This is a genomic window from Photobacterium alginatilyticum, from assembly GCF_009910675.1.
Lineage (GTDB): Bacteria > Pseudomonadota > Gammaproteobacteria > Enterobacterales > Vibrionaceae > Photobacterium > Photobacterium alginatilyticum.
Genome location: NZ_RSEJ01000004.1, coordinates 1 through 11,983 on the forward strand (window position 1 = coordinate 1; position 11,983 = coordinate 11,983).

The 11,983-nt window shown below is 44.4% G+C and carries 11 protein-coding genes and 1 pseudogene; 8 read left to right on the top strand and 4 right to left on the bottom strand.

What is annotated here, in order from left to right; translation table 11 throughout:
* A pseudogene (locus tag EIZ48_RS05200) lies at positions 1-155 on the bottom strand (IS4 family transposase); the annotation flags it as partial.
* A gap of 230 nt (positions 156-385) precedes the next feature.
* Between EIZ48_RS05200 and EIZ48_RS05205 the strand changes: the two are divergent.
* The gene (locus tag EIZ48_RS05205) at positions 386-655 is read left to right on the top strand and encodes a type II toxin-antitoxin system TacA family antitoxin (RefSeq protein ID WP_160649029.1); all 270 of its coding nucleotides are present in this window, start codon (positions 386-388) and stop codon (positions 653-655) included.
* On the top strand, positions 652-1,182 hold the full coding sequence (locus tag EIZ48_RS05210; RefSeq protein ID WP_160649030.1) for a GNAT family N-acetyltransferase: 531 nt from the start codon (positions 652-654) through the stop codon (positions 1,180-1,182). The genes EIZ48_RS05205 and EIZ48_RS05210 overlap by 4 nt, the downstream gene beginning before the upstream one ends.
* Before the next feature lie 125 nt (positions 1,183-1,307).
* Here the strand turns inward: EIZ48_RS05210 and EIZ48_RS05215 are convergent, their stop codons facing one another.
* A complete protein-coding gene (locus EIZ48_RS05215; RefSeq protein ID WP_160649031.1) occupies positions 1,308-2,081 on the bottom strand; it encodes a hypothetical protein in 774 nt (257 codons plus the stop codon).
* A gap of 220 nt (positions 2,082-2,301) precedes the next feature.
* On the opposite strand from EIZ48_RS05215, the gene EIZ48_RS05220 reads away from it, so the two are divergent.
* Complete coding sequence (locus EIZ48_RS05220; RefSeq protein ID WP_160649032.1) at positions 2,302-3,147, top strand: MBL fold metallo-hydrolase; 846 nt, start codon at positions 2,302-2,304, stop codon at positions 3,145-3,147.
* 706 nt (positions 3,148-3,853) lie between these two features.
* Positions 3,854-4,873, top strand: a complete 1,020-nt coding sequence (locus EIZ48_RS05225; RefSeq protein ID WP_160649033.1) for an NAD(P)-dependent alcohol dehydrogenase — start codon at positions 3,854-3,856, stop codon at positions 4,871-4,873.
* 75 nt (positions 4,874-4,948) lie between these two features.
* Here the strand turns inward: EIZ48_RS05225 and EIZ48_RS05230 are convergent, their stop codons facing one another.
* On the bottom strand, positions 4,949-5,428 hold the full coding sequence (locus tag EIZ48_RS05230; RefSeq protein ID WP_160649034.1) for a cupin domain-containing protein: 480 nt from the start codon (positions 5,426-5,428) through the stop codon (positions 4,949-4,951).
* 246 nt (positions 5,429-5,674) lie between these two features.
* Here EIZ48_RS05230 and EIZ48_RS05235 point away from each other — a divergent pair, with 246 nt between their 5' ends.
* The 4 genes from EIZ48_RS05235 (at position 5,675) to sgrR (ending at position 10,530) form a co-directional block, all read left to right on the top strand.
* Positions 5,675-6,625, top strand: coding sequence for an HlyD family secretion protein (locus EIZ48_RS05235; protein WP_160649035.1), 951 nt, complete (start codon positions 5,675-5,677; stop codon positions 6,623-6,625).
* Positions 6,618-7,544 carry an ABC transporter ATP-binding protein gene (locus EIZ48_RS05240; RefSeq protein WP_160649036.1) on the top strand — a complete coding sequence of 309 codons (927 nt, stop codon included), beginning with the start codon at positions 6,618-6,620 and terminating at the stop codon, positions 7,542-7,544. The genes EIZ48_RS05235 and EIZ48_RS05240 overlap by 8 nt, the downstream gene beginning before the upstream one ends.
* Positions 7,541-8,635: an ABC transporter permease gene (locus EIZ48_RS05245; RefSeq protein ID WP_160649037.1), complete on the top strand. Its 1,095-nt coding sequence runs from the start codon at positions 7,541-7,543 to the stop codon at positions 8,633-8,635. The genes EIZ48_RS05240 and EIZ48_RS05245 overlap by 4 nt, the downstream gene beginning before the upstream one ends.
* Before the next feature lie 200 nt (positions 8,636-8,835).
* Positions 8,836-10,530 (top strand): HTH-type transcriptional regulator SgrR, encoded by a 1,695-nt coding sequence (gene sgrR / locus EIZ48_RS05250; protein ID WP_160649038.1) that lies wholly within the window; start codon positions 8,836-8,838, stop codon positions 10,528-10,530.
* A 148-nt stretch (positions 10,531-10,678) separates the two neighbouring features.
* Here the strand turns inward: sgrR and EIZ48_RS05255 are convergent, their stop codons facing one another.
* Positions 10,679-11,875 (bottom strand): D-alanyl-D-alanine carboxypeptidase family protein, encoded by a 1,197-nt coding sequence (locus tag EIZ48_RS05255; RefSeq protein ID WP_160649039.1) that lies wholly within the window; start codon positions 11,873-11,875, stop codon positions 10,679-10,681.
* Positions 11,876-11,983: the final 108 nt, after the last annotated feature.

Below are 11,983 nucleotides of genomic sequence, written 5' to 3' on the forward strand. Positions count from 1 at the left end.
TCTTTTACAGAATTTGCCTGAAAGTGACGGTGCCAACCGTTATGTTCTGCAATTATTCCAAACCACCAATAGACCATAAAAGCGAGCAGACCAATGAGTAGTAAAATGTCGAAGCGTTTAGGGTCATGAGTGCGGCTTTGACGTAAGCAGTAGCCTTTGGGGCGAACGGCTAACAAAGGCATCAAGTGTGACCCGTTACACTCGGCGGTTTTGGTATGAAGTTTAGTGTGCTTTGCAGGTTTGGCGTGGAGCAACTTATCACAGGCGATATTCGCAATGAAGATCATCATATCCGCCAAATATCCGTACAAGTTGCTAGTACTACTAGAACGATCTATACTTTTATCATGTACGGAATAGTTCTGTACAAATGGAGGGTTAAGTAATGGCAACTGCACGGCTCGATTTACGTTTGGATGAAGATATTAAAGCTAAGGCTGAGAAGGCCTCAGCGTTACTTGGTTTAAAAAGCCTGACTGAGTACGTTGTTCGTCTGATGGACGAAGATTCAACACAAGTGATTGCTGAACATGAGAGTATCACTGTTGAGGATAATGTCTTTGACCGTTTTGTTGATGCTTGCGATAAGGCAAAAGCACCTAACAAGGCACTTCTTGATGCAGTTTCGTTTACAAAAGAGCAAGGTATTAAGTGAGTTGGTCAAAAGAGTTTATGGAACTCGATAGAAGTATCCATGACAGAGCATCATTTGATTGTGGTGAAAAAGAGTTAAATATTTTCATTCAAACTCAGGCTGCAAAACATATGCAAGCAGGTATCAGCCGAACAATGGTGTTACCTGCTACAGTGCCTTTAACCAATCAAAAATTCCCAATCTGTTCATTTTATAGCATCGCACCAAGTTCTATTTGTCGTGAGACTTTACCTAAGGCATTGGCGAAAAAAATACCAAGGTATCCAATACCAGTTTTTCTATTGGCACAACTTGCAGTACATAGTGAGTTTCACGGACATGGTTTAGGTAAGGTCAGTTTGGTTAAAGCACTTCAATATTTATGGGAGATAAACTCTCATATGCGCGCTTATGCCATTGTTGTTGATTGCCTTACACCGACGGCAGAATCATTCTATGCTAAATATGGTTTTGAGGTCTTGAGCGAGCATAATGGTCGAACTCGAATGTTCATTCCTATGAAAACAGTCGAACAACTTTTTGGTTAATTCGCACAGGTGAACTTGATATCAAGTTTTGGGGTTAGTAGGTTTGGTGGATTAGTCGTAACACTCCTTATGGTTGGATTATGAATATGGCAGCACTTAACTGCCATATATGGTAAAGATATAGCTTAATCGTAACTTTCTGTAATATTTAAGCTAATATCATTCGGCTGATATCTGGATAGCTGCCACTCCTCAGTCAAAATGGTTTTACCACCCGCATTACTACATGTAATTCCTCTAACAAAGTATGGAGAATGAATACTGGTGTAAAATCCCTTGCCTGACACTTCAAAGCTATCGCTAATAAACTGAGACTTGCCATCTTGTATGAAATTAAACTCGGGAAGTACGCCAGTAAGCATATTGCTCGTACAAACGCCATCAGAGCTGTGATTATCAATGTAAGCTTGTGCCTGATAATTGAGGTTCAAGAAGAATCCTGGACGATACTTGTACGGGGGAATCCACTCTTCCCCTTGTAGATCTGGCTGAAGCTGAATAGAAGGGGAAGCTGGAACTTTATGGAAAACGGTAAATGATTGCTCACCATCTTCGCAAGAAATCTTAAGCGCTTTTGCTAGCGTTTCATTGCTCTTTGGAAGCTCTCCGTGGACAACAAAGCCAAATGGCGTTGGTGTCAATCCAATAGTCGAAAAGGCTTCTTGAGTTGACTCTGAAATAAGCTCTGCCATTGTGCACTCAATTGTTGGCGACTGAGCATAAACAAGCGCTTCCATGTAATAATTTGAAGATGATCTCACTTCAATCTGTTTCACTGGACCGTTAGAATAACTCGTTATACGAGTTGCCGTACCATCTGTATCATAGACAGGTTCTGCAGCCTGTGCAGTACATGAAACGGTCAACGCCAATAAGCCAATCATTTTATGACTAATCATGAATACTCCATTTTTGATTAAGTAATATTAAATCTTCAGAAAAATGAATATTATAGGCTGAGGGATAATTAGTGTTTCCAACAATGTTGATTTGCGAGGCAGTATACAAAAAATGGTAGCTCGAAATAAAAAATAAAGTGTTTATGACTGAATCCTTTAACTATTGGTCATTCATTCAGTCGTTTAAAATGAGTGCAATTTTCTATCTCAATAGGTAATTATGAAACTTACAGCTTTAGTTGATAACTCACGGTTAAACAGCAGACCCGATCTCGCAGTCGAGAGAGGGTTGTCTCTTCATATAGAAACAATGGGGCAGCAGATTTTATTTGACGCTGGTAGTGGTAAAGCGTTTTGTGATAATGCTGCATTACTGGGTGTTGAAATTAGAGACATAAATGCTGCGGTTATTTCACATCGTCATCATGATCACTGCAATGGTGTTACTCATTTTTTGGATTGCAATACTAAAGCTCAGGTGTACTTTCGAGAGTGTGAAGAAACGGATTATTCTTTCAAGGCATTTGGCTTTAAGAGTAATGTCGGTATTGATATGGAAATATTTGAGAAAGCACCAGAACGATTTTTTTTCGTTAACGAGATGACAGAAATATTGCCTAACATTTATGTTGTTACGAATATAAGCTCCAAGTATCAACAGCCAAAAGGTAATAAATACCTATTTTCTAATTCAGGTAAGGGTTGCAAGCCAGATACTTTTGACCATGAACTACTCCTGATCATCAAAGAAAACGATGGTCTTGTCGTTTTTACAGGTTGTGCACATAGTGGAGTTATCAATATGGTTCACACTGCTGTTGAGCTTTTTCCGAGCGCAAGGATTAAGGCTGTCGTGGGTGGTTTTCATCTTGTAGGCTTACCGATATTTGATAGTGTCGGAGGAAGTAAAGAGGAGATCAAGGCTATCGGGCAGACTTTGGAGAGTTATCCAATAGATAAGCTCTACACGGGCCATTGCACTGGAATGAAAGCGTTTGGGATACTGAAAAAGGTTTTGGGTGATCGACTTGAGCATCTTCCGACAGGGCGTAGTGTAATCATTTAGCATTGAAGTGTTTATATGTGATTAAGCTATGCATATTACCAAGGTATTCCTGTACTATCATAACTAAAGACTTCATGGAATCAGCCGATAACAAAAAAGTTAAAATGACTCAGGAATAAAATAACAGGATAATATAGCTAAAGGCTTACCATAAAAGTTATGGTTTACCCTGGACTGATAACTGTGTTGAGTAGGTTATTGAATAATTTAAGTCCAATATATCAAGTAATGCATTTGCAGATAATGTTGAAAGTAAATCAACATCTATTATTGGATTGTTGCAAAAGAAAAAATTATGACAGAAGAGCAAGCTTTCTCAATGGGGTGAACTATAGAAGATAGGCGTAATACAGGCCATAAGCCATATTTACACGTGGGAATAATTTAGATATTAATTATGTCTTGCGGCAATTTTGATTATTTGCCTTATATGTAATTTAAATGTGGGACTAATATATCCCACTAACACTTGTTACCATTAAGTTAATTTCTGCTGGAAGGCTGTTAATATTCCTGAGCCAGTTTTGGAGATAAAGATCATATAACTAAATGCATCAAAAATATGTTGCATTCCTGTTTGCAAATGAAAGTTGATATATTAACTTTTCTTAGTAAATCACTTAATGAAACTCATTAATTATGTATAAATATGCGGAATTAAATTTATAAATTATTTAGCAATTAATCAATTTATGAGGAATCGCGCATGTGTAATGAAAAGTTTAATGCCTATGCTGTCATGGAAGCGGGAGGTAAGCTTGTACCCTGGTCATATAGCCCCGAAGCGATGGGTGATTGGGATATTGATGTAAAAATCACCCATAATGGTGTGTGCCACACCGATTTGCACATGAGGGATGATGACTGGGATATTAGTCAGTTTCCATTAGTGGCTGGTCACGAGGTAGTCGGTGAAATCGTAGAAACAGGAAAGCTGGTTAAAAACCTTAATATCGGTGACCGTGTCGGGTTAGGCTGGATTCGAGACTCGTGCCGTTCTTGCGACCATTGTCTCAGTGGTCAGGAGAACATCTGCCGTGAAGGGTACACGGGCCTAATCGTTGGGCACCATGGTGGATTTGCTGACAAGGTGCGTGTTCCTGCTGACTTCGCTTATCGAATTCCAGACGGGCTTAGCTCTGCAGCTGCAGCACCGCTACTATGTGCCGGTATCACTGTATACACCCCACTCAGAACTCATATCGATAAACTCGGTATGAAAGTGGGTGTTATGGGGATCGGTGGTCTTGGTCATCTAGCGCTGCAATATGCCAATGCAATGGGCGCTGAAGTGACGGCATTTTCAACCACCAAGTCAAAAGAAGAAGAAGCCCGCAGTTTTGGCGCTCATAACTTCCTTCAGTGGGGCAACGAAGATGAAATGGCTGAGGCTAAAGGAACTTTCGATCTCATTGTGTGTACTATTTCTGCTGATGCTGACTGGAACATGGCGTTCGATCTTCTTGCGAATAATGGCAAGCTCTGCTTTGTCGGCTTACCAGTTTCAGAAATGAAAGTGCCATTGTTACCGTTGATTTTCGGTCAAAAATCAGTTGTTGGCAGTATCGTTGGTGGTCGTCACTTCATGCAGGAGATGCTTAATTTCTCTGCGGTACATGGAATTGAGCCACAGATTGAGGTAATGCCAATCAACAAGATAAACGAGGCGATGGATAAGGTAGCTGCCAACAAGGCTCGTTATCGTATTGTTCTTGAAACGGCCTGATAATCAAGAGCTGCCCTTTCTATGAAGGGCAGCTCAAAATGAGCTACTAAATGAATTTACGCCAACAAATGTTGTTTAATTCTCAGGACGGCTCAAACGCTTAATAATCTCTTCGTGTTGAGGGTACATATCCAGCAGTGTTTCTTGGCTAAAGAGCTCGAAATCTTCGAACGTAAAGCCTGGCGATACCATACACCCGACGAGTGAGAATCCTGGTTTATTCATTGCCGACCCAAAAATGCATCCCTTGGGCACAAGGAACTGCGGTCGTTCGCCTGCCGCGATATCAAGGCCTAGCTGTGCCGTCGTCAACTCACCTTGTTCTGAAATCATATAGATAGTCAGCGACTCACCCGCGTGGAAGTACCACATCTCGTCTGCCGTCAAACGGTGGAAGTGGGAAACTTCACCTGTGCGAAGAAGAAAATAGATGCTGGTCCACAGAGAGCGGGTCTGATCGAAATTACTCTGCGAGTTATACGAGGAACGATAGTAACCACCTTCGACATGTCGTTCCAATTCCAGGTGTTGAATGAATTCATCAGCAGTGTTCAAAATAATACCCAAAAATAAATGTATGGCTGTAAAGAGATAAAAGCACTGAGAATTAAGTACTTATTTCCTCTTAGTGTAAGGCGTACGAATGTAGCAGAGCCATCGCAATGTGGCAATTCGTAAAAGCTTGTTATAAAGCATTATTTTGCTCATCACTTCCTCTTCTTTTAGGTAATTAAATCGATTGTCCATTAGTTTCAACGGCGTACACTTTTAATATGACTTGAAATTGATAGGGGCGGTGCTATGGGAAGAGTATTGCACACTTTATTATTGATGTTTGCCGTGACGGCGTGTACAGAGCAGGGGCCGACAGAGGCGTTGGGTACCCTTGAGCGTGACAGGGTCACCCTAACTGCCACTTCAAGCGAAATCATTCGCCTCCAGCCTGTTAAAGAAGGTGAGTTCGTTAAGATAGGTGACGTGTTAGTTCAGTTAGACAACAAGCAGCAGCTTGCAGTTATTGCTCGCGTTAAGGCTGAAGAAGCTCAAGCCGCTGCATATTTGCTGAAGTTGACCAATGGTGAGCGCCCCGAAGATATCGCAGCAGCACAGGCCAGTGTTGAGCGAGCAAAAGCAACATTGACCGAGGCCGAGAGTTCCTATCGCCGTATAACCAAACTTGTTGCCCAAAAGTTAGCCAGTTACTCAGAGCGTGATAGGGCGAGGGCGGAGCGTGATGCTGCCCAGGCTGATTACCATTCCGCGGCTGAGAACCTTGCCAAATTAACCAGCGGGGAACGTCCGGAAAATATCACTCAGGCCCAAGCATCCCTTGAAGCCGCCAGTGCGGAGGTTGCACTGCAGCAGCAAATTCTCGATGATCTGACGATTATCGCCACCCGGGATGGGGTGTTAGATAGCCTGCCGTATAATGTCGGTGAGCGAGTATCAACAAGCAGTATTGTCGCTGCCGTTCAGGCCGATACTGTTCCCTACGCACGGGTGTACGTACCAGAGCCATACAGGGTGAAACTGAAGGCGGGTGATAAGCTGACAGTGCATGTTGATGGTATGGCGAACAGTTATACCGGCACTTTACGCTGGATTGCCACAGAGCCGGCCTTTACCCCATATTACGCACTGAATGAACAAGACCGTGCCCGTTTGGTTTATCTGGCTGAGGTCGATATGCCTGACGAAGCCAAAGATCTCCCCGCAGGTGTACCCGCTCAGGTGGAGATGCCTCATGAGTGAGAATGCAATAGTCGCAAAGCAGCTCACTCGGAAGTTCGGCGATTTTACCGCTGTAGATGGGCTTGATCTTGTGGTACCGACGGGCAGCATTTATGGCTTTCTCGGTCCGAATGGCTGTGGGAAGTCGACAACCATACGTATGCTTACAGGCCTGCTAAGTCCAACAACTGGGGAGGTTGAAGTCCTTGGCTTGGAAGTGCCCCGGGAAGCAGAAAAGTTACGCCTTCGTATTGGTTATATGACCCAGAAGTTCTCGCTGTATGAAGATCTGACCGTTAAAGAAAATCTTCAGTTTATTGGTCAGATTTTCGGTATGTCGACAAAACCGCTTGCCAAGCGTATTGATGAACAACTTTCTACCTATGGCCTTGATAGGTTAGTCAGGCAGCGGGCTGGGAGTATGAGTGGTGGCCAAAAGCAGCGTCTGGGGCTTGCTGCAGCCACGATGCACCAACCCAGCCTACTATTTTTGGATGAACCGACTTCGGCTGTTGATCCAGAAAATCGCCGTGATTTTTGGGAGCAATTGTTTGATTTGAGTGATCAGGGAACGACGATTCTTGTCACCAGCCATTACATGGATGAGGCAGAGCGCTGTCATGGTCTGGCAATTATGGAATCGGGCGTGGTTCGAGCGAATGGCTCACCGGAAGATCTGATGAGGAACATGGGTGTAACGGTTGTCGAGGTACAGGCCAATAATCTCCGCCAGCTCAAAACAGAGCTATTAAAGCGAGACGAAATACGCTCTGCGGCGCAATTGGGGATCCGGTTACGGGTGCTTGTCGAGCAGGATATTACTGAGCCGACAAAATGGCTGAGACTGCAGTATCCTGAGCTGGGTAACGCAGAGTTGACGATAGCACGGCCAAGCCTGGAAGATGTGTTCGTGACAAGTACGGGGGAGGGAAGGCAATGAATAGCCTGTTTCGTATGAGTGCGATAATGGTAAAAGAGTTTCGCCAGCTGTCACGAGATCGCATTACGTTTGGTATGGTCGTTATGATCCCGCTAATACAGTTGCTGTTGTTTGGCTATGCAATTAATACCGATGTTCGAAATATTCCTGTTGCGGTTGTTGATCAAAGTCATTCTGCTGTGGGGAGGGTAATAACCGAAGCCGTGAAAGCTACGCAAGTGGTCGTGGTTACACAGTCTTACCCAACAGCAGCAGAAGCTGAAAAGGCGATTACTGAAGGTACGGTTAGAGCTGCGTTGGTTCTTCCTTCTGATCTGTCACAGCGAATCGTACAGCAGCGCACCGTTGGGCAGTGGCTGGTGGATGGCTCAGATACGATGATCAGCTCGGCATTGCTGCAATTGCAGACCATGCCATTACAGGACTTGCTGACCTACCAACCGCCTGCTGAGCCGACTTTTGATGTTGCCTTGTATTTCAATCCTTCCAGGCGTTCAGCCGTGAATATCGTTCCGGGTCTGCTTGGCGTTATTCTGACGATGACAATGATTCTGTTTACCTCGGCAGCAATAGTGCGAGAGCGGGAGCGGGGTAATCTGGAGCTATTGATCACTACGCCGGTGCATTCTATTGAGCTGATGATAGCGAAGATTATCCCTTATATTTTTGTCGGGCTCATTCAGGTCGGGATCATCCTTGGCCTGGGGCATTTCATATTTGATGTCCCGATAAATGGTGAGTTATCGCAACTGTTGCTTGGGACCTTATTGTTTATCTCGGCTAGTTTGACTTTGGGGTTAGTGATATCGACTATCGCCCAGACTCAGCTTCAGGCGATGCAGATGACGGTGTTTATCTTGTTGCCTTCAATCCTGTTATCGGGCTTTATTTTTCCGTATGAGGCAATGCCTGTCATTGCTCAGTGGATATCCGAGGTATTACCAGCAACACACTTTATGCGCTTGATTCGAGGTATTGTATTACGCGGGGCAGATTTGATTGATTTATGGCGCGATGCAGTTTGGTTGGTCGGCTTCACCGTTATCGGTTTAGTTGTTGCTTCAATGCGCTTTAAGAAGAGCCTAGACTGAGTATTTGCCGACGAGTGTGACTCAGTAAAGAGAGATGGTAGCCAGCATTCACTCAGGAGATTCACAGTTGAATGGGGGTAAAAATGATCGGCTCTTGTACTGGCTACCATTAGAATCAGTTTGTTTTTTGTATACGTTTGATTTTAAGTTAAAATAGGAAGTGAAAAACAGAACAAATAAATTACAAAGGTTCCTCTTTTATGAGCAGTCAAAGGCTTAAAATTCAATTTCAGCGCCTCTATAGCCACTTTTCCGGAGAAGACTGCGAAACAAACCTGCAGGATATTGCCGAAGTACTGTTTTGTACCCGTCGTAACGTACGTATGGTGATCAACAAAATGGTAGAAAAGGGCTGGATAGATTGGCAGCCCGCAGTAGGAAGAGGAAAGCAGTCAAAACTTGTTTTTCATAGCTCTGACAGTGAATTACAGTATATGCATGCCAGAAAGCTGGTGGCAGAAGGCAAGCTGGAGCCTGCACTTGAGGTACTTGAAAACAATGCAGACAAACTGGCGCAGCTCATCCAGGAACAACTGGGACACACCACCGCACAAGGCAAACAGATTGTTCGTCTACCGTACTATCGAGCATTCAGTAACCTTAATCCGCTGTGTCCGCTTCGCCGTTCGGAACAGCACTTAGCCAGACAAATCTTTAACGGCTTAACCCGGATAAATGAGGAAAAAGAGGAAGTCGAGGGTGATTTGGCGCATCACTGGGAGTCTCTTTCTCCACGCCACTGGCGCTTTTATATTCGTCCCGCGGTCAGATTCCATGACGGCAAGTTGCTTGATAGCCAGGACATTATCACAACGCTTGAACAGGTAAAAAAACAGCGACTGTTTAAGCATATTCAAACTGTTGACTCACCATTTCCCAATACTATTGATATTTACCTTAGAAGTGATGACTATCGATTACCTGAGTTACTGAGCAATGTCAGTGCTGTTATTCAGCCAGCCGATGCTGAGCATGAAAGGGATAATGAGCTTTTCCCGATAGGTACAGGCCCGTACCGCGTTATACAGAATGACAAGCAGCGATTTAAGCTAGAGGCTTTTGATCACTATTTCGGTATGCGAGCACTGATTGATGTCGTTGATATCTGGATGCTGTCAGAAGTGGCCTCATGCTATCTACAGCCTGCGGCGGATAGCAGCCAGTTAAGTGGTGTCAGTGTTTCAACACGGCTTAAGCTGGATGAGGGATGTAATTATCTGCTGTTTAATCGAATGACAGGTCTGGCTAACAATGAGCAATGGCTAGCATATTTTAGATGTCGTTTAACGCCATTGAATGTACTGCCTCTGCTTGAAAAGAATGAAATCGGAGATTTTCGTCTTACCAATGCCTATGGCATTCTTCCCGGCTGGGCGCATATGCCTCTGATGACTGAAAAAACCTCGGTACCGGCAAGACGTAATGTCACGTTGGCGTTCGCGGAGCAACATCCGGTTTATCCGTATATTGCTTCTGCCATGCGTAAGCTATTAGCGGAAGATGGCCTTAAGCTAAAAGTGCTGGAGCTATCGACGATGGAGATATTATCCGGTAAGCATGCAGACAAAATTGATATCTGGCTTGGGGGGATGAGTCTTAGTAACTACCGTGATGATGCCATCTTGTCTTGGTTTTATAATTTTGACCATATCGCACGCGCTATGCCCGAAGCGGAGTTTGATGAAATAGAGCGTAGCGTTGCACATTGGCGTGCTGACATTGCTATGGATTCACCGTGCCAGAGCATCGGTGCCAAACTGGTTCAAGGTGGGCAGATCCTTCCGCTGTTCCATAATTGGCTGGGGGTTGATGACACGGGGGTTATTCAGGGCATGCAGTCTAACTCAATGGGATGGTTTGATTTTAAATCGGTTTGGATGAAGCCGGAGCACTAATGACTAGCCTGGGGCTTCATCATTCTTGAATCATGGCTTCATAAGAGTGTCATCTTTGATGGTGACTATGATTAGTTACAGAAATATATAGTCCGCCCCGTTATTGAGAGAACAGGCCCGTAGGCCTGTTCTTATTAGTAGAAGCGAGTTATTTAGGCTCCCAATCCTGCTCGGTAAACCATTGGCCGATTGGTCGCCAGACAACATCAATCATAGATTTATACCAGGGGGCCTTGCTGGCACTTTCAGCCGCTAAAATGGGTTGTTCTGTTAGCAATTCATCATTTAGATACCATTCCACTTTGCCAACTTGTGTCCCTTTTTCGACAGGCGCTTCGAGCTCATTGTTATAGAAGATCCTGTGTTCAATATTCTTTCGCTGGCGCCTTGGCACGGTGATTGTTCCTCCGTCGGCTACCTCAACGGCTATGGCAGAAGGGGAGCCATACCATACTTTAAGCGTAGACAGTTCTTTGCTACTAAATTGCGGCGTAATATCCTGGAAGAAGCGGAACCCCCAGGTTAGGAGCTTTTTGCTTTCGGTACGACGTATATTCACACTGTCGGTTCCCATCACCACAGCGATAAGGCGTTGATCATTTTGTTCAGCAGAGGAGACTAAACTGTAGCCAGCTTTCTTTGTGTAACCAGTTTTCACGCCATCGACATTTAAGGATGTATCCCACAGCAGTGCATTACGGTTTCCTTGCTTTATCTTCTGGAAGGTAAACGATTTCTCTTTAAAAAAGGGATAGATATCAGGCAGGTCCTGAATGAGTGCACGTGTCAGCAGGGCCATGTCATAGGCTGTTGTATGTTGGTCTTCAGAGTCCAGGCCGTGCGGGTTGGCAAAATAGGTGTTATCCATTCCCAACTTTTCAGCCGTGCGGTTCATCATTTCGATAAATGCTGGCTGATGGCCTGCAACATGCTCGGCAAGCGCAACAGTGGCATCGTTACCCGATGAAATAATCACCCCGCGGTTGAGATCATCAACAGAGACTTCGTCACCGACATTGAGAAACATTTTTGATGAGCCGGGAAACTTCTGACCCCACGCATTCTCGCTGATAATAACTTTGTCGTCCGCCGCAATATGCCCCGCATCGAGCTCTTTTCCCACCACGTAGGTTGTCATTATCTTTGTCAGGCTTGCAGGTGCCAATAGTGCCTGTTCATTTTCACTGGCGATGACCTGACCTGACTCGTAGCTCATCAAGACCCAGGCTTTTGCGGCAATCTCTGGTGGACTGGGCATGGATTCGGCCAGTGCGGAAATGCTAACGCTAGTGCTACAGAATACAGAGAATAATAAGAAGTGCTTGATAATTGCCTTTAACGTCATAGTTCTAAGACCTTCAATAGCTTATTTGCTGCGCTATCTTTAGCTTAGTAAAAACTTGCGAAGAGAGGATTATTTTTACATCAGCCTTACCGTTTGGTAAGGCTGAGT

Excerpts from the sequence above, each read along its gene's own strand:
- EIZ48_RS05205 (WP_160649029.1), top strand. The coding sequence starts at position 386 with ATGGCAACTGCACGGCTCGATTTACGTTTGGATGAAGATATTAAAGCT.
- EIZ48_RS05215 (WP_160649031.1), bottom strand. The coding sequence starts at position 2,081 with ATGATTAGTCATAAAATGATTGGCTTATTGGCGTTGACCGTTTCATGT.
- EIZ48_RS05220 (WP_160649032.1), top strand. The coding sequence starts at position 2,302 with ATGAAACTTACAGCTTTAGTTGATAACTCACGGTTAAACAGCAGACCC.
- EIZ48_RS05225 (WP_160649033.1), top strand. The coding sequence starts at position 3,854 with ATGTGTAATGAAAAGTTTAATGCCTATGCTGTCATGGAAGCGGGAGGT.
- EIZ48_RS05235 (WP_160649035.1), top strand. The coding sequence starts at position 5,675 with ATGGGAAGAGTATTGCACACTTTATTATTGATGTTTGCCGTGACGGCG.
- EIZ48_RS05240 (WP_160649036.1), top strand. The coding sequence starts at position 6,618 with ATGAGTGAGAATGCAATAGTCGCAAAGCAGCTCACTCGGAAGTTCGGC.
- EIZ48_RS05245 (WP_160649037.1), top strand. The coding sequence starts at position 7,541 with ATGAATAGCCTGTTTCGTATGAGTGCGATAATGGTAAAAGAGTTTCGC.
- sgrR (WP_160649038.1), top strand. The coding sequence starts at position 8,836 with ATGAGCAGTCAAAGGCTTAAAATTCAATTTCAGCGCCTCTATAGCCAC.
- EIZ48_RS05255 (WP_160649039.1), bottom strand. The coding sequence starts at position 11,875 with ATGACGTTAAAGGCAATTATCAAGCACTTCTTATTATTCTCTGTATTC.